General features: G+C 67.4%; 17 protein-coding genes. 4 read left to right on the plus strand and 13 right to left on the minus strand.

The features are described from left to right. The 4 genes from BGO62_RS15745 to BGO62_RS15760 all read left to right on the plus strand — a co-directional run. Positions 1-182, plus strand: a 182-nt coding sequence (locus tag BGO62_RS15745) for an alpha amylase C-terminal domain-containing protein (protein WP_296644284.1), incomplete at its 5' end; no start/stop codon positions are given. 45 nt (positions 183-227) lie between these two features. Next, entirely contained in the window at positions 228-1685 is a 1458-nt protein-coding gene (gene glgA / locus BGO62_RS15750; RefSeq protein WP_296644286.1) for a glycogen synthase GlgA, read from the plus strand. Between the two features lie 17 nt (positions 1686-1702). Then, the gene (locus tag BGO62_RS15755) at positions 1703-4177 is read left to right on the plus strand and encodes a glycogen/starch/alpha-glucan phosphorylase (protein ID WP_296644288.1); all 2475 of its coding nucleotides are present in this window, start codon (positions 1703-1705) and stop codon (positions 4175-4177) included. 232 nt (positions 4178-4409) lie between these two features. Further along, positions 4410-5144, plus strand: a complete 735-nt coding sequence (locus tag BGO62_RS15760; RefSeq protein ID WP_296644290.1) for a hypothetical protein — start codon at positions 4410-4412, stop codon at positions 5142-5144. 235 nt (positions 5145-5379) lie between these two features. On the opposite strand, the gene panD is transcribed toward BGO62_RS15760, so the two are convergent. From panD to BGO62_RS15825, 13 genes are all read right to left on the minus strand, one after another. Continuing rightward, positions 5380-5760, minus strand: a complete 381-nt coding sequence (panD, locus tag BGO62_RS15765; RefSeq protein ID WP_296644295.1) for an aspartate 1-decarboxylase — start codon at positions 5758-5760, stop codon at positions 5380-5382. Between the two features lie 40 nt (positions 5761-5800). After that, the gene (gene panC / locus BGO62_RS15770; protein WP_296644298.1) at positions 5801-6646 is read right to left on the minus strand and encodes a pantoate--beta-alanine ligase; all 846 of its coding nucleotides are present in this window, start codon (positions 6644-6646) and stop codon (positions 5801-5803) included. Further along, positions 6646-7434, minus strand: coding sequence for a 3-methyl-2-oxobutanoate hydroxymethyltransferase (gene panB / locus BGO62_RS15775; RefSeq protein ID WP_296644301.1), 789 nt, complete (start codon positions 7432-7434; stop codon positions 6646-6648). Before panB ends, panC begins: the two co-directional genes overlap by 1 nt. Positions 7435-7441: 7 nt before the next feature. Next, entirely contained in the window at positions 7442-8083 is a 642-nt protein-coding gene (locus BGO62_RS15780; RefSeq protein ID WP_296644304.1) for a deoxynucleoside kinase, read from the minus strand. Further along, a complete protein-coding gene (folK, locus tag BGO62_RS15785) occupies positions 8080-8586 on the minus strand; it encodes a 2-amino-4-hydroxy-6-hydroxymethyldihydropteridine diphosphokinase (protein WP_296644307.1) in 507 nt (168 codons plus the stop codon). The genes BGO62_RS15780 and folK overlap by 4 nt, the downstream gene beginning before the upstream one ends. Beyond that, entirely contained in the window at positions 8583-9932 is a 1350-nt protein-coding gene (gene pcnB, locus BGO62_RS15790) for a polynucleotide adenylyltransferase PcnB (RefSeq protein ID WP_296644309.1), read from the minus strand. Before pcnB ends, folK begins: the two co-directional genes overlap by 4 nt. Positions 9933-9986: 54 nt before the next feature. Then, positions 9987-10703, minus strand: a complete 717-nt coding sequence (locus tag BGO62_RS15795; RefSeq protein ID WP_296644312.1) for an ABC transporter ATP-binding protein — start codon at positions 10701-10703, stop codon at positions 9987-9989. A gap of 351 nt (positions 10704-11054) precedes the next feature. Continuing rightward, the gene (locus BGO62_RS15800) at positions 11055-11981 is read right to left on the minus strand and encodes an iron ABC transporter permease (RefSeq protein WP_296644330.1); all 927 of its coding nucleotides are present in this window, start codon (positions 11979-11981) and stop codon (positions 11055-11057) included. A gap of 8 nt (positions 11982-11989) precedes the next feature. Then, positions 11990-12652 carry a peptidylprolyl isomerase gene (locus BGO62_RS15805; RefSeq protein ID WP_296644314.1) on the minus strand — a complete coding sequence of 221 codons (663 nt, stop codon included), beginning with the start codon at positions 12650-12652 and terminating at the stop codon, positions 11990-11992. 32 nt (positions 12653-12684) lie between these two features. After that, positions 12685-13527, minus strand: a complete 843-nt coding sequence (locus tag BGO62_RS15810) for a TatD family hydrolase (protein ID WP_296644317.1) — start codon at positions 13525-13527, stop codon at positions 12685-12687. Continuing rightward, positions 13524-14147, minus strand: coding sequence for a DsbA family protein (locus tag BGO62_RS15815; protein WP_296644320.1), 624 nt, complete (start codon positions 14145-14147; stop codon positions 13524-13526). Before BGO62_RS15815 ends, BGO62_RS15810 begins: the two co-directional genes overlap by 4 nt. Before the next feature lie 53 nt (positions 14148-14200). Further along, the gene (gene ccoS / locus BGO62_RS15820; protein WP_296644323.1) at positions 14201-14374 is read right to left on the minus strand and encodes a cbb3-type cytochrome oxidase assembly protein CcoS; all 174 of its coding nucleotides are present in this window, start codon (positions 14372-14374) and stop codon (positions 14201-14203) included. Positions 14375-14376: 2 nt separating this feature from the next. Next, the coding region (locus BGO62_RS15825) for a heavy metal translocating P-type ATPase (RefSeq protein ID WP_296644327.1) at positions 14377-15899 on the minus strand (1523 nt) is incomplete at its 5' end.

Consider the following 15899-nt stretch of genomic DNA (forward strand, 5'->3'; position numbering starts at 1 on the left):
GCGTGCCGTCGGCTGCGGCGTGGTGCGAGGTGCTGAATACCGATTCGATGTATTACGGCGGCAGCAACCTCGGCAATGGCCGGCCCCTGCAAGCCGAGAATCTGCCCTGGATGGGCTTCGAGCATTCCGTCGAGGTGACGCTGCCGCCATTGGGGGCGATTTTCCTCAAACCCTGCAGTTGAATCGAATCAACAAGAACACGGAAAAGAACAATGAAACGCGGAGCAATGAAAATCCTGTTCGTGGCCAGCGAGGCCTATCCGCTGGTCAAGACCGGCGGGCTGGGCGATGTGCTCTACAGCCTGCCGCATGCCTTGCATGATCGCGGCGCCGACATCCGCCTGGTGCTGCCGGGCTATCGCGCGCTGTTGCGCCAGCTCGGCCAGATGCGCATTCTCGGCTGGTTCGACGTGCGCGGTGCCGAGGGCATGGTCGGCGCGCGCATCCTGCAAGCGCGCCATCCCGATTTTGCCTTTCCGCTGTGGGTGGTCGACTGCCCGCCGCTGTTCGACCGCGAAGGCAATCCCTATGTCGATGCCGGCGGCCAGGACTGGCCCGACAATGCCGAGCGCTTCGCGGTGTTTGCGCGGGTGGCGGCGCTGCTGGCGCAGGACGCGCTGGAGCTGGGCTGGCAGCCTGCGGTGGTGCATGCGCACGACTGGCAGACCGGCCTCGTGGCGGCGTTTCTGGCCGACCAGCCGCTGCGTCCGAAAACCGTGTTCACCATTCACAACCTCGCCTACGGCGGTTATTTCCCGAGCAGCGATTTCGTGCGCCTGCAGTTGCCCAGCCACTGGTGGTCGCCCGAGGGGGCGGAGTTCCACGGCGGCTTTTCCATGCTGAAGGCGGGCATCGTGTATGCCGATGCCGTCACCACGGTGAGCCCTGGCTACGCAGAGGAAATCTGCACCTCCGAATTCGGCTACGGACTCGACGGCTTGCTGTTGTCGCGGCAATACAAATTGCACGGCATCCTCAACGGCATCGATACCCGGATATGGAACCCGTCCACCGATCCGCACCTGCCCGCGCATTACTCGATGAGCCGCATCCAGCCCGGCAAGCGGCGCAACAAGCAGGCGCTGCTCGAACGCTTTTTGCCGCAGCCCGATGAGGCCGCCCTGCAGGCGCCGCTGCTGGGACTGGTAGGGCGGCTGGTCGAGCAGAAGGGCATCGACTGGGTGCTCGCCGCGATACCGGTGCTGCTCGCCGAGACCGACGTGCGCCTGGTGCTGCTGGGCAGCGGCCAGGCAATGTACGAGCAGAAGTTCACGCGGCTGGCCAAGCAGCACCCGCAGCGGGTATTCGTCGAGATCGGCTACGACGAGCCGCTGGCGCACCAGATCGAGGCCGGGGCGGACCTGTTCCTGATGCCGTCGCGCTTCGAGCCATGCGGCCTGAACCAGATGTACAGCCTGCGCTACGGCACGCCGCCCGTCGTCTTCAAGACCGGCGGGCTGGCCGACACCGTGGTCGATGCGACCGAGGCTACCTTGCAGGATGGCAGCGCCACCGGTTTCGTGTTCGACGTTGCCGACGTGGCGGCCTTCCTGGACGCCATCCGCCGCGCGCTAGGCCTCTATCGCCAGCCCGCGCAGTGGCGGCGGCTGCAGCAGACCGGCATGCGCCAGTCGTTCGACTGGTCGGAGAGCGCCGGCCGCTACCTTGCCCTTTATTCGACATGACCTCTGCGGGATCCACTATGCCAGACGAGAAAACCGCCGCCTCCCGTGCCATCGCGCTGAAGCCGCTGCCGGGGACCGGCGCAGCGCTCATGCATGATGTCCAGCGTTATCAGCTCTACCACCTCGGGCGCGTGCGGGACTGTCCGCCGCTATACACCTACAAGGCGCTGGCCTGGGCGTTGCGCGACCGCCTGATGGCGGACTGGATGAATACCTATACCGCGCGCGACCAGCCGGGCAGACGGCGCGGCTATTACCTGTCGCTGGAATTCCTGATCGGCCGCGCGCTGTCCAACCACGTGCTCAATCTGGGGCTCGACGAGGCGTCGCGCGAGGCGCTGCACCGGTTCGGCCAGACGCTGGAGGCGGTGGCCGAACAGGAGCCCGACGCGGGCCTGGGCAACGGCGGCCTGGGGCGGCTGGCGGCGTGCTTCATGGACAGCTGCGCGACGCTCAACCTGCCAGTGATGGGCTACGGTCTGCATTACCAGTACGGCATGTTCCACCAGCACATCGAAAACGGCTATCAGGTCGAAGACCCCGACCACTGGCTGCGCGACGGCAATCCGTGGGAAGTCGAGCGCCCCGAGTTCACCTGCCGTGTGCCGTTCGGCGGCCGCACCGAGCACTATCACGACAAGGCCGGTGTCCACCGTGCGCGCTGGGTGGACACCAGCGATGTGCTGGCGATCCCGTACGACATGCCTATTTCGGGCTACCGCAACCATGCCGTGAACACGCTGCGCCTGTGGAAGTCCGCCGCCACCGACGAATTCGACCTCGACGAATTCAATGCCGGCAGCTACTCCGAGGCGGTGCAGGAGAAAAACCACGCCGAGCACATCTCGATGGTGCTGTATCCCAACGACAGCAGCGAAAGCGGCAAGGAGTTGCGCCTGCGCCAGCAGTATTTCCTGGCCTCGGCCAGCCTGCAGGATGCGCTGCGCCAGTGGCGTGCGGCGGGCAACAGCGAGTTGTCCGAATTCGCCGAGCACAACGTGTTCCAGATGAACGACACCCATCCTTCCGTCGCTGTGGCCGAACTGATGCGCCTGCTGCTCGACCAGGAAGGCATGCAGTGGGACGCGGCCTGGGCGATCACCACGCAGTGCATGGCCTACACCAACCACACGCTGCTGCCGGAGGCGCTGGAGCGCTGGCCGGTGGCGCTGTTCGAGCGCCTGCTGCCGCGCCTGCTGGAGATCGTCTACGAAATCAATGCGCGCTTCCTGCGCGAAGTGTCGGTGAAATGGCCGGGCGACATCGACCGCCGCCGCCGCATGTCGATCATCGAGGAGGGGCCGGTGCGCCAGATCCGTATGGCCTGGCTCGCCATCGTCGGCAGCTTTTCGGTCAACGGCGTCGCCGCGCTGCATTCCCGCCTGCTGCAGGAAGGGCTGTTCCGCGACTTCGTCGACCTGTGGCCGGGCAAGTTCAACAACAAGACCAACGGCGTCACCCCGCGCCGCTGGGTGGCGCACGCCAACCCCGGCATGAGCGCGCTCATCAGCGAACAGATCGGCGATGACTGGATCGCCGATCTGTCGCAGCTGGAACGGCTGAAGCCGCTGGCGGAGGCGAGCCATGCCGCTTTCCACGCCGAATGGCGCGCGGTGAAGCGCGCCAACAAGGAACGCCTGGCCGTGCTGGTCAAGGCCAGGTGCGGGGTGGAGTTCAACCCGGACGCGCTGTTCGACGTGCAGGTCAAGCGCATCCACGAATACAAGCGGCAACTGCTCAACGTGCTGCACGTGATCCATCTGTACAACCGCGTCAATCGTGGACGCCTGGACGGCTGGGCAGACCGCTGCGTGCTGATCGGCGGCAAGGCCGCGCCCGGCTACGCGATGGCCAAGCGCATCATCAAGCTCATCAACAGCGTGGCCGACGTGGTCAACAGCGACCCCGACGTCGACGGCCGCCTGAAGGTGGCCTTCGTGCCCAACTACCGGGTGACCAGCATGGAAGTCATCGCGCCGGCGACCGACCTGTCGGAGCAGATATCGACCGCGGGCAAGGAGGCGTCCGGCACCGGCAACATGAAATTCATGATGAACGGCGCCGTCACCATCGGCACCTACGACGGCGCCAACATCGAGATTCTCGACGCGGTGGGCAAGGACAACTTCTTCCTGTTCGGCCTGCACGCCGAGGAAATCGAGGCGCTGCGCCCGCACTACCAGCCGCAGAGCTACGTGGACAACGACCCCGACCTGCGCGAGGTGATCGAGCTGCTGAAATCAGGCCATTTCAATTTATACGAGCCGGGCATCTTCGACATGATTCTCGACACCTTGCTGAGTCCGCACGACCCCTGGATGGTGCTGGCGGATTTCCGCAGCTACGTCGATGCGCAGGCACGGGTGGCGCAGGCCTGGCAGGACGAGGCCGGCTGGACGCGCATGAGCATCCTCAACACCGCATCGAGCGGCTTCTTTTCGACCGACCGCACCATGCGGGAATACAACGACGAGATCTGGAAGCTGAAATAGGCGCGTATGCCCGCCGTGCGGAACGGCCGCCTCGCTTGCGGCTTGATCGAATCGCATAAGGCCGAAGCCGGCCGTCTGCCAGCCCGAATCGCGCCCTTCGTCGGCCAAGCCAAACTGGGGCATAATCAATCCGTCTCCGGCCGAGTGTTTCCCAAGTATTGAAACCGTGACCTGCCCTGCATTTCCCCGCTTGCTTTCCCCCACGTAGTTGAGCCATCGACCGATTGTTTGAATGAGGAATTTGACCGTGATCTCTGGAATGAAGACGAAATGCTTTTTCTTGATTGGAGCCATTGCCCTGGTTTCCTCCGGGGCGGCACTGGCTGCATTGACCACCGAGGAACTGACCCGGCTGAAGGCGTCTGGCCTTGGCGAGGATGTCATCCGCTTCATGGTTGAAAGCGATTACGCCAACGTCGATAGGGTAGTGCGGCTCAAGGAGGCGGGTTTTGCCGACGAGACGGTGTCGTCGGTCATCAGGAACGACCTCAAGGCGGGTGGGCAAGCGAAGCTGCCGGCGCCCCAGCCGGAGCAACCCCGCCAGGCCCAGCCCGCAGCCGAGCCGGCAGCCGAAGCGGCAGTGATAATGCAGACCTCGGCAAAGGTGAGGATCGAGCAGTATTGGGTGTATGGAGAGCCGGTCGTTCAGAATAGCCAGGACATCCAAAACGCCACGATTTCGCTATTGCAGGGACGCCGCCTGAAGATCGAATGGGACACCAGCAAGGGTGTCTCGACCCCGGGAAACTTCTTCCGGGGGAAGCCATTTGCAAGCCCGTTCTATTGGGATTTGGACAAGAGCGATGGCTTGTACAGCGTGAATCCGAAGGACAACTCATTCATCCTGAAGACGGGGTACTCGCATCGGGGCCGGCCCACGGCAGACAAGTCCCACTACTGGATGGTGCATTTGACCCCCCAAAGCCCCGATCTGGCGAAGAAGATCCGGGAATCGTTGGCGGAATAAGCCGAGCCGGCCGACCCTCCAAGGCGCACCCCGCGGGCTGACGTGAATCGGCCCGTTCGATCGGGGCCGTTCAATTCCATTGCGGGCCCACACTCGTCGCCGGCAACGTCTCAGGGCCAGGCAGTCGTGGCGGCTTGCTGCCACTGGAGCCTGCACGTGGCGGCAGCAACGCCCGAATCAATGCCAGCAAAAAAGCCGGGGATCCCCGGCTTTTTTGCTGGCTGCGCGTTGTGGCCTACGCCGCCTGCACCGGAATCGCCTGGCGGGTGTCCAGGATGCGGTTGTCCGCGTCGACGTACACCAGTTCCGGCGCATAGCGCGCCAGTTCCAGTTCGTTGTAGGCCGAGTAGGTGGCGATGATGACGAGGTCGCCCGGGTCGGCCTTGTGCGCGGCCGCGCCGTTCACCGAAATGATGCCGGAATCGCGCGCCGCGCGGATGGCATAGGTGGTGAAACGCTCGCCGTTGGTGACGTTGTAGATCTGGATCTGCTCGTATTCGTGGATGTTGGCCGCGTCCAGCAGGGCTTCGTCGATAGCGCACGAGCCTTCGTAATGCAGCTCGGAATGCGTGACGGTCGCCCGGTGCAGCTTGGACTTGAGCATCGTTCTTTGCATGACGGTGCCCTCAATAGGAAAGGGGTGACATTATAAAACTTCAGAGTGGATTGCCCAAGGCAATCTCGAGGTTGTCGATCAGCCGGGTTTTTCCCAGCCGGGCCGCGCCGAGCGCCACCGCGCGGCGGGTGGCGGCATCGACGGGCCGCAGGCTGGCGGCGTCGCGCAGCGCGATGTAATCGACATCCCAGCCGGCCATTTCCAGGTGGCGGGCGGCAGCACCGCACAGCGCCTCGTACTCGCGGCCGCCCGCCTGAACGGCCGTGGCGATGGCGGCGAGCTCGCGCTGCAGCGCGGGCGCCCGGTCGCGCTCGGACGGCGAGAGATAGCCGTTCCTCGAACTCATCGCCAGCCCGTCGGCTTCGCGCAGCGTGTCGCCGGCCAGGATCCCGATCGGCAGGTTGAACTGCCGCACCATCTCGCGAATGACCAGCAGCTGCTGGAAATCCTTTTTGCCGAACGCCGCCACGCGCGGCTGCACCAGGTTGAACAGTTTCAGCACCACCGTCGCGACGCCGCTGAAGTGGCCGGGACGGAACGCGCCGCAGAGGTCGTTCGCCAGGCTGTCGGCTACCTGCACGGTGAACGTCTGCGGCGCCGGGTACACCTCGACGACATCGGGCGCGAACACGATATCGCAGCCGGCGGCAGCGAGCTTGTCGCAGTCGGCGGCAAGCGTGCGCGGATAGCGCTCGAAATCCTCGCCGGCACCGAACTGCAGCGGGTTGACGAAAATGCTCGCGACCACCGGGCTGCCGTGCTGCTTCGCCAGTTCGACCAGCGACACGTGGCCGGCATGCAGGTTGCCCATGGTCGGCACCAGCGCGGTGCCGGTTTCGCCGGCGAGCGCGGCGCGCAACTCGGCTGCGCTATGGAGAACCTGCATCAGAACGCGTGTTCGGCGGCGGGGAAGCTGCCGTCCTTCACTGCGGCGACGTAGGCGTGCGCCGCCGCTTCGATGCCGTCGGCGCCGGCGAGAAAGTTCTTCGAGAACCTGGGCGCGCGCGGATACAGCCCCAGCATGTCGTACAGCACCAGTACCTGGCCGGAGCAGTCGGCGCCGGCGCCGATACCGATGGTGGGAATGGCGAGCGCCCCGGTGACGGCCTTCGCCAGCGCGGCGGGCACCATTTCCAGCACGATGAGGGCGGCGCCGGCCGCTTCCAGCGCGCGCGCGTCGGCCATCAGTTGCGCCGCCGCCGCGTCCTCGCGCCCCTGCACCCGGTAGCCGCCGAGCTGGTTGACCGACTGCGGCAGCAGGCCGAGGTGCGCGCATACCGGGATGCCGCGCTGCGTGAGGAATGTGACCGTCTCGGCCATCACCGCGCCGCCTTCCAGCTTGACCATGTGCGCGCCTGCCGCCATCAGACGCGCGGCGGCGGAAAACGCGCGCTCGGACGAAGGCTGGTAGCTGCCGAACGGCAGGTCGGCGACGATGAAGGCGCGTTCGGTGCCGGCGGCGACGCAGCGCGTGTGATAAGCCATCTCGGCGAGTTTCACCGGCAGCGTCGAGGCGTGGCCCTGCACCACCATGCCGAGCGAATCGCCGACCAGCAGCACGTCGACTCCGGCGGCGTCGAGCACGCGCGCGAAGCTGGCGTCGTAACAGGTGAGCACGGCGATCTTTTCGTCGTTGCCGTGCATGGTTTTGAGAGTGGAAAGCGTGATTGCCATATTCGGTTTACGCCGCCCGGCTGAAAAACTCGCGCGGGCCGCGCATCTTGCTCATGCGTTCCAGCAGCAACTCGAAATCGGCTTCGCTTTCCGCGAAGTTGAGGTTGCTGGTGTTGACGATCAGCAGGGGGGCGGCGTCGTAGCGATGGAAGAATTCGCTGTAGCTGTTGGCGAGGCGTTGCAGGTAGCCCGCATCCATGCCGTGTTCGTATTCCACGCCGCGGCGCCGGACGCGCTCCAGCAGCGCCTCGGCCGGTGCCTGCAGATAAATCACCAGGTCGGGGGTCGGAGCCTGCAGGGCGAGGTCGGCATAGACCTTTTGATACAACTCGAACTCGTCGTCGTCGAGGTTCATGCGCGCGAACAGCATGTCCTTGTCGATCAGGAAATCCGACACCGTGCCGGCGCGGAACAGGTCGCCCTGCGCCAGCTCGCGCAACTGGCGCGAGCGGTCGAACAGGAAGTGCAGCTGCGTCGGCAGCGCGTAGCGCCGGGGCTCCTGATAGAAGCGCGGCAGGAAGGGATTGTCGCCGGCGTTTTCCAGCAGGGTGCCGGCTTCGAGGCGCTCGGCCAGCTTGTGGGTGAGACTGGTCTTGCCGGCGCCGATCGGACCTTCGACGACGACGTAGCGGTAGCGGTCGAGACTCATGCGTTGACGGCGGCAGCCGGCGGGGGAAGCACGGCGACATTCTGGTCCGCGCACGCGGCGAGCCAGTCGGCGGCACGGCCGCGGCCGGGTATCAGCGTGTCGGGCGCGATTTCCAGCAGCGGCAGCAGCACGAAACCGCGCTCGCTCATGCGCGGATGCGGCAGCGTCAGGCCCTCTTCGTGGAAATGCGCGGCACCGTAGAGCAAGAGGTCGAGATCGAGCGTGCGCGGGGCGTTGCGGAAACTGCGCTCGCGGCCGTGGCGGTGTTCGATGTCGAGCAGCGCGGCGAGCAGCGCGCGCGGCGCAAGCGACGTCTCGACCTGCGCCACCGCGTTGATGAAATCGGGCTGGTCGATGTAGCCCACCGGGGCCGAGGCGTACAGGCTGGAGCGCGTCAGCAGCCGGGTGGCGGGCAGGCGGTCGAGCTCGGCCAGCGCGTATTCCACCTGTGCCGCCGGGTCGTTGAGGTTGGCGCCCAGGCCGATGGTGGCCAGGATGGTCATGCGGGATGCGCCTCGCCACCGGCATCGCCCGGCTTCTTACGCTTGCGGCGGCGGCGCGGCTTGGGCGAACTGTCAGCCAGCAGCATGGCGGCGCGTTCGTCCTCGCCGGCTTCCTGGAAGCGCGTCCACCATTCGCCGAGCTCGGCAGCGACCTCGCCGGATTCGGCGCGCAGCAGCAGAAAATCGTAGGCGGCGCGGAAGCGCGGATGCTCCAGCAGGCGATACGGGCGTTGCCCGCCGCGCTGCTCGAAACGCGGCTGCAGCGCCCAGATCTCCTTCATCATGCCGTCATAGCGGCGCGGGATGGCGAGCTGGCCGCGCTGCGCATCGAGCACTTCGTCCATCGCTGCGAACAGCGCCGGCTGCGGCTTTTCACCGGCCGTTTCGAGCGCGCGCCAGCGCTGCAACACCTGCGGCCACAACAGGGTGCCGAACAGGAAGGCCGGCGAGGCCGGCTTGTCCTGCGCGATGCGCGCATCGGTGGTTTTCAGCGCAGCGTTGATGAAGCGCTCGCCGGTGGGGTCGTCCAGAATCGTATCCAGCAGCGGCAGCATGCCGTGGTGCAGGCCCTCGGTGCGCAGCTGGTGGACGCCGCGCAGGGCGTGGCCCGACATCAGGAGCTTCAGCGCCTCGTCGAAGATGCGCGCGCGCGGAATGTTGGCCAGCAGCGGCGCCAGCGTGGCGACCGGCTTGCGGGTGTCGGGATCGATGTGGAAATCGAGCTTGGCGGCAAAGCGCGCGACGCGCAGCATGCGCACCGGGTCTTCGCGGTAGCGCGTTTCGGGGTCGCCGATCATGCGCAGCACGCGCGTCTTGCAGTCGGCCACGCCGCCGAAATAGTCGTGCACTTCCTCGCGTTCGGGATCGTAATACAGCGCGTTGATGGTGAAGTCGCGGCGCGCGGCGTCGTCCACCATGCTGCCGAACACGTTGTCGGACAGCAGGCGGCCGTGTTCGTCGGTCGGCCGCTCGTCGTCGTCCTCCGCTTCCTTCTGGCCGTTGGCGCGGAAGGTGGTGACCTCGATGGTCGCGCGGCCGCACATCACGTGCACGATCTGGAAGCGCCGGCCGATGATGCGCGAGCGGCGGAACAGCCGCCGCACCTCTTCCGGGGTGGCGTCGGTGGCGACGTCGAAATCCTTCGGCGTCTTGTCCAGCAGCAGATCGCGCACCGCGCCGCCGACGAGATAGCCCTTGAAGCCGGCCTGTGCCAGCGTTTCGCAGGTTTTCAGCGCACAGTCGTCGATCTGCTCGCGGCGGATGCCGTGTTTGGACTGCGGCAGGATCTGTGCGCCGGAGGCACGCGATTTGCGGCCGAATACTTTGCTGATGATGCGACGAATCATTGGGATGCGCGGAGGCGGGCGATGCGGGACAAAATACAATTATACAGGCTGGATTCAGCGGCCTTGCCGCCACAATGCCGCGGTGCCGGGGCCGTACAGGGCTTCGAGCGACGCCGGGGTGAGCAGTTCGGCCGGCGTGCCCAGCTGCCAGCGCCCGTCGCCGTAGAGGAACAGCAGGCGGTCGCAGTGGCAGGCCGCCCAGTTGGGGTCGTGCAGCGTCAGCGCCACGCTGCGGCCGGTGTCGGCTTCGCCGCGCGCCCAGGCCAGCAGCCGCGCCTGATGCGCCGGGTCGAGATGGGTCAGCGGCTCGTCGAGCAGCGCGATGCGCGCCTGCTGCACCGCCAGCTGCGCCAGCCGCGCGCGCTGGCGCTCGCCGCCGGAGAGGGTGTCGAGCGGGCGGTCGGCGAGATCGGCGAGTTCCCACGCGGCGAGGTGGGGCGCAAGGTCGGGAGAGCCGTCGAACGGGAAATGCCCGAGCGCGACGAAGTCGGCGACGCAGCCGAAGAATCCGCCTTCGTCGCCCTGCGGCAGCAGCCCGAGGTGCTGCGCGCGGGCGAGCGGCGGCAGGCCAACCACCGGCTGGCCGTCGAGCGTGACCTGTCCGTGTGCGGGAACAGCAAGACCGGCCAGCACCGTTAGCAGCGTCGACTTGCCGGCGCCGTTGGCGCCGAGGATGCCGAGCACTTCACCGGATTCGAGGGCGAGGTCGAGCGCGTCGACCAGCGTGCGGGTGACTGTGCGTAGCGTGAGCCGGTGGGCGATCAGGCTCAAGAAATACTCTCCATCAGGACAGGGGGCATCCCTGCGGCCTGCATCGCGTGGGCTTCTGCACCACCTTTTCTCCCTTTCTGCGATGGTGTGTTCAATGTGGGAGGATTCACGCCAATTTGTTCTGTGGTGAACACGCGAGTTGGCTCAGCGTGTTCGCTCGTTCGGATTGGCTATTTGCTCGCCGCCTTGTCCAGCAAATCGAGGCCACGCGCGGTCTTGCCGGCTCCCTTCTGGGTGCGCAGGCGTTCGTGCTGGTCGTCGGGCAGATGCAGGGTCAATGCGGTCATGTGTTTTCCCTTTTGGTGGCAATGCTACCGCTTAAATGCGCTTGGAAGTTCTAAGAAAAGGAACTCAAGGTCTTCTCAACAGCCACAGCATCATCGGCACCCCGAGCAGCGCGGTGAGCACCCCCACCGGCAGTTCGCGCGGCTCGATCGCGGTGCGCGCCAGCGCGTCGGCGAGCACCAAGAGGCTGCCGCCGGCCAGCGCGCACGCCGGCAGCAGGACGCGGTGTCCGGCGAAGCCGAGCTTTCTCAAGGCGTGCGGCACCATCAGGCCGACGAAGCCGATGCTGCCGGCCTGGGCGACGACCAGCGAGGTGCAGGCGCCGGCCAGGACGAACAGCATCCAGCGGGTGGGGGCGACGGCCACGCCCAGGGAAGCGGCTTTCAGCGGCGACAGCTGCAGCACGTCGAGCCGCCTGGAGAGCACCAGCACGGCGATCACCGCCAGCAGCAGCGCGCCCCACAGCATCGAGGCGTTGCCGGTCCACGCCAGGTCGCCCATCAGGAAGAACAGCATGCCGGGCAGGCGCTCGGCCGGCGCGACCGAAAGCACCAGCGCGATCAGGGCGCCGAAGCCTGCCGCCAGCATCACCCCGGCGAGCAGCAGCGGGGTGTGGTCGCGCGCCAGCATTCGCCCGCCGAGCGCGGCGGCGAGCGCCAGTGCCAGCAGGCTGCCGGCGAACGCCAGCGCCGACACCCATGGCCATGCCAGCCCGGCCGCCATGCCGAGCAGGGCGAGCAGCCCCGCGCCGCCGGAGACGCCGAGCAGGTAGGGCTCGGCCAGCGGATTGCGGAACAGCGTCTGCATCAGCGCGCCGGCCAGCGCCAAGAGGCCGCCGCAGGCGAAGGCCGCCGCCACGCGCGGCCCGCGCAGCTCGGAGAGGATCTGCAGTGCCAGTTCGCGGTCGGCCGGCAGCGCACCGGCCAGCAGGCCGAGCGCGATCGATGCCGGTGCGGCCAGCGCGAGCAGCAGCAGTTTGGCGGTGGAAGACAGGCCGGGCCTTACTGCTTCGGCGCTGCGGTGGGGGCGGGTACCGCGGGCAGCACGCTGACGCGCTGCATCACGACCGCTTCGAGCGGCACGTCGTCGTGCGGCCCGCGGCTGCCACGCGGCACCGCGACGATGGCGTCGACCACGCCCATGCCGTCGACCACCTGGCCGAACACCGTATAGCCCCAGCCGGCGACGCTCTGGCCGCGATGGTTGAGGAGCGCGTTGTCCACCACGTTGATGAAGAACTGCGAGGTCGCCGAATGCGGATCGCCGGTGCGCGCCATCGCCAGCGTGCCGCGCAGGTTCTTCAGGCCGTTGTCGGCCTCGTTGCGGATGGGTTTGCCGTTGGGTTTTTCCGCCATGTCCGGCGTCATGCCGCCGCCCTGGATCATGAAGCCGGGGATCACGCGATGAAACACCAGGCCGTCGTAAAACCCGCTTTTCACGTAGTTGAGGAAATTCGCCGCCGACTGCGGCGCATTGCCGGGAAACAGTTCCACGGTGATGTTGCCCTTGCTGGTTTCGATCAGCACGCGCGGGTTGGCCGGCTGGCCGGCAGCGGGGGCGGTGGAAACGGTCTGCTTGCCGGGTTCGCTGGCGCCGCAGCCGGTGGCGCCGAACATCAGCGCGCCGAGAAACAGCGTGGTGTAAAACAGGGAGAAACGGGTCATCGGAAAAGCTCCAGAGTGTGGGTGGGGGGATTTTACGGGCGAGCGGGGGACGGCAGAAATGCGTCGAACAGCTGCGCCGCATTGTCATGCAGCAGCCGGTTTTTCAGCGGCGGCGGCAGCGGCTCGATCCAGTCGCGGATTTGCGCCACCACGGCTGCGTAGTGGCGCCAGCGGTTCGCGCTGAAGGTGTCCACCGCCGCCACGAAGCGATCGGGATAGCGCTCGAATAGCGCGCGCCACTCCGGCAGCAACGCGCCGCCCGGCGCGATGCGCTCGTCGCGCACCGAGGTGTCGATCCAGAGCGTGGCGGGATGACGATCCAGCATGGCGGCCAGCGGCCCGGGCTGCGGCCGGGTGCCGAGATGCGCCCACAGCACCCGCACCTCGGGCGCGATGACGAACGCGTGTTCGACCACTTCGGCGTCGCCGTGAAGCATCAGCACCAGCCTGCGTGCGGCCGCCAGCCGCACCAGTTGCTCGAACACCGGCTGCCGGGCGTCGCTGGCGAACAGATGCAGTTCGCCGATGCCCGCCCAGTTGCCGTGTTCCAGCTGCGCGGCGACCCGCGCCGGCAGACCGGCGTCGTGCACCCAGCTGCCCTTGTCCCGATCCGACGCATAGACGCCGAGCAGCGGAATGATGCGGCCGGGCGCATGCCGGTACAGGCGCTGTGCCAGTTGCGGCGGCGAACTCGTCACCACCAGCCGGCGCACCCCGGCGGCATCGAGCCTGGCCAGGATGGCGGCGGGGGAAAACTCGGTTGCGTCGGGGGCGGAGTAATGCGCGTGGGCGTCGATCATCGGCGGCGGGGGAGGAGAAGCGCCGGCGCCGAGCGACCCCAGCAGGCACAGGGCGGGCAAGGCTGCGCGCATCATGCGGCGAGTCGCGCCTCGATTGCCGCGCGCACTGCGTCCAGCGGCTGCCAGCCGTTGCCGATGGGGTGCAGCTGCGTGCCCTGCTGCAGGATCAACGCGGGAAAGCCGCGCACTCCGGCCTGGCGTGCCTGCCGGAAATGCGCCCGGGTTACGGCGCGGACTTCGTCGCTGTCGAACGTGCGCAGGAATTCCTGCGCGTCCATGCCGAGGCCGGCCGCCAGCTCGGCCAGCACGCCGGGCCGGGTGACGTCGTGTCCCCCGGCATAAAACGCCGTCTGGATGGCCTTGAACATGGCGAAGATCAGGGCCGGGTCGAGGATGCCCGCCGTCACCACGGCGCGGCTGGCGGGTTCGGTGTCGTAGATGAAACCTTCCGGCAGCGCGTGCTCGAAACACAAGGGCTGTCCGGTGCGCTCGTGTACCTGACGCCAGTGATGCAGGATTTCTTCCCGGTCCGCCGCCGTCATCGGCGCGGTGGTCCCGGGCCGCAGGCCGCCCAGCACCAGTGCGATCTTCATGCGCTCGCGATAGTCGTCGCGCAGGCTTTCGATCACCGGCGAAAACCCCCAGCACCATGAGCACATGGGGTCGGCGAAATACCAGAGAAGGGGGGGCGTCATGGGGGAGCCGGCTGCGAAATGGAAGGGCGATTCACAGCATACGCGATCGGGCCTCAGGGCTTGGCCGGATCGTTCGGCTTGGGCGGGGTATCGTCGTCCATGATGACGCTGTGTGCCGGCCCTTCGAGGTCGTCGAACTGGCCGTTCTTGGCTGCCCACAGCATGATCCAGGCGATGACGCCGACGATGACGAGGCTCAAGGGGATGAGCAGGATCAGGATGTCCATGCTCAGGGACTCGCCTCTTGCGCTTCGAGCCTTGGGTCTTGTGCCTTGAGGCTGCCGTCATCGGCGGGCTGCCTGAAATTGGAGAGCCGGAGCGCGTTCAGCACCACCAGCAGGGAACTGGCCGACATGCCGATGCCGGCGATCCATGGCGTGACGTAACCGAGCGCGGCGGCGGGAATGGCGATGAGGTTGTAGCCGAGCGCCCAGCCGAGGTTCTGGCGGATGATGTGCTGGGTCTTGCGGGCGAGCGCGACGCCTTCGGACAGCGTGGCCAGCCGGCTGCCCAGCATCACCATGTCGGCGGCGGCCTGCGCGACGTCGGCGCCTTCGCCCATGGCAATCGACACCTGCGCGCCGGCCAGCACCGGCGCATCGTTGATGCCGTCGCCCACCATGGCGACGATGCGGCCCTGCTGCTGCAGCGCATTGACGTAGGCGAGCTTGTCTTCCGGCAGGGCGCCGGCGCGCCATTCCTCGATGCCGAGCTGTCGTGCGGTCGCCTGTACCGCGCCCGCGGCGTCGCCCGACACCAGATGCAGGCGCAGGCCCTGTTGCCGCAGCGCGGCGAGCGCGGCGGCGGCATCCGCGCGCGGGACGTCGGCCAGCGCGAACCAGGCTATCGGCCCGGATTCGTCGGCCAGCGCCACCCAGCTCTCATGCCCTTCAGCGTGCTGGTGCCCGTTTTCCGGGCACTCGCCGCCGCCGGGTGCGGGCGGCGTTGCGCCGGCGGCGGCAAAGCTCGGCGAACCCAGACGATAGCTGCGGCCGGCGATGGTGCCTTCGACGCCGCGCCCCGGGGTGTTGCGGATGCCGCTGGCGGTGACGGCCGGCGATGCGGCCTCTCTCAACACCCGCGAGGGGTACGCCACCAGACGCTCGCCCTCCGGGCGGTCTTGGCGCAGGGCACGCGCGATCGGATGTTCCGACCCCGCTTCGAGCGCGGCGGCGATGGCGCCGACCTCGTTTTCGCTGCGTCCGCCCAGCGCCACCACGCGGCGCACGCTCAAGCGGCCGTGGGTGAGCGTGCCGGTCTTGTCGAGCACCAGGTCGGTGGCGCGCGCCAGGGTTTCCAGCGCGTGGCCGCGGGTGGTCAAGAGGCCCAGCCGGGTGAGCCGGCCGGTAGCGGTGGTCAGCGCGGCGGGGGTGGCGAGCCCGAGCGCGCAGGGGCAGGTGACGACCAGGATCGATACCACGATCCACAGCACTTTCGACGGGTCGATGGCGTACCAGACCAGCCCTACAGCAACGGTGATCAAGAGCAGCAGGCCGACGAACCAGGCGGCGGCGCGGTCGGCCAGCTGGCCGATGCGCGGTTTCTCGCTCTGCGCGCGGTCGAGCAGGCGCACGATGGAGGCGAGCCGGGTGTCGGCGCCGAGCTTGTCCACCCGCACCACCAGCGGGCTGGCCTGGTTGAGGCTGCCGCCGACCACTCTCGAGTGCACGGTTTTCGATACCGGCAGCGATTCGCCGGTGAGCATCGCCTCGCTCACCGCGCTGTCGCCCTCGACCACCGCGCCGTCGGCGG

It is taken from the genome of Thiobacillus sp. 65-1402, assembly GCF_001897685.1.
GTDB lineage: Bacteria > Pseudomonadota > Gammaproteobacteria > Burkholderiales > Thiobacillaceae > Thiobacillus.

Excerpts from the sequence above, each read along its gene's own strand:
- ccoS (WP_296644323.1), bottom strand. The coding sequence starts at position 14,374 with ATGGACATCCTGATCCTGCTCATCCCCTTGAGCCTCGTCATCGTCGGC.
- BGO62_RS15780 (WP_296644304.1), bottom strand. The coding sequence starts at position 8,083 with ATGAGTCTCGACCGCTACCGCTACGTCGTCGTCGAAGGTCCGATCGGC.
- panC (WP_296644298.1), bottom strand. The coding sequence starts at position 6,646 with ATGCAGGTTCTCCATAGCGCAGCCGAGTTGCGCGCCGCGCTCGCCGGC.
- BGO62_RS15815 (WP_296644320.1), bottom strand. The coding sequence starts at position 14,147 with ATGACGCCCCCCCTTCTCTGGTATTTCGCCGACCCCATGTGCTCATGG.
- glgA (WP_296644286.1), top strand. The coding sequence starts at position 228 with ATGAAAATCCTGTTCGTGGCCAGCGAGGCCTATCCGCTGGTCAAGACC.
- BGO62_RS15755 (WP_296644288.1), top strand. The coding sequence starts at position 1,703 with ATGCCAGACGAGAAAACCGCCGCCTCCCGTGCCATCGCGCTGAAGCCG.
- panB (WP_296644301.1), bottom strand. The coding sequence starts at position 7,434 with ATGGCAATCACGCTTTCCACTCTCAAAACCATGCACGGCAACGACGAA.
- BGO62_RS15760 (WP_296644290.1), top strand. The coding sequence starts at position 4,410 with ATGAGGAATTTGACCGTGATCTCTGGAATGAAGACGAAATGCTTTTTC.
- pcnB (WP_296644309.1), bottom strand. The coding sequence starts at position 9,932 with ATGATTCGTCGCATCATCAGCAAAGTATTCGGCCGCAAATCGCGTGCC.
- BGO62_RS15805 (WP_296644314.1), bottom strand. The coding sequence starts at position 12,652 with ATGACCCGTTTCTCCCTGTTTTACACCACGCTGTTTCTCGGCGCGCTG.
- folK (WP_296644307.1), bottom strand. The coding sequence starts at position 8,586 with ATGACCATCCTGGCCACCATCGGCCTGGGCGCCAACCTCAACGACCCG.
- panD (WP_296644295.1), bottom strand. The coding sequence starts at position 5,760 with ATGCAAAGAACGATGCTCAAGTCCAAGCTGCACCGGGCGACCGTCACG.
- BGO62_RS15810 (WP_296644317.1), bottom strand. The coding sequence starts at position 13,527 with ATGATGCGCGCAGCCTTGCCCGCCCTGTGCCTGCTGGGGTCGCTCGGC.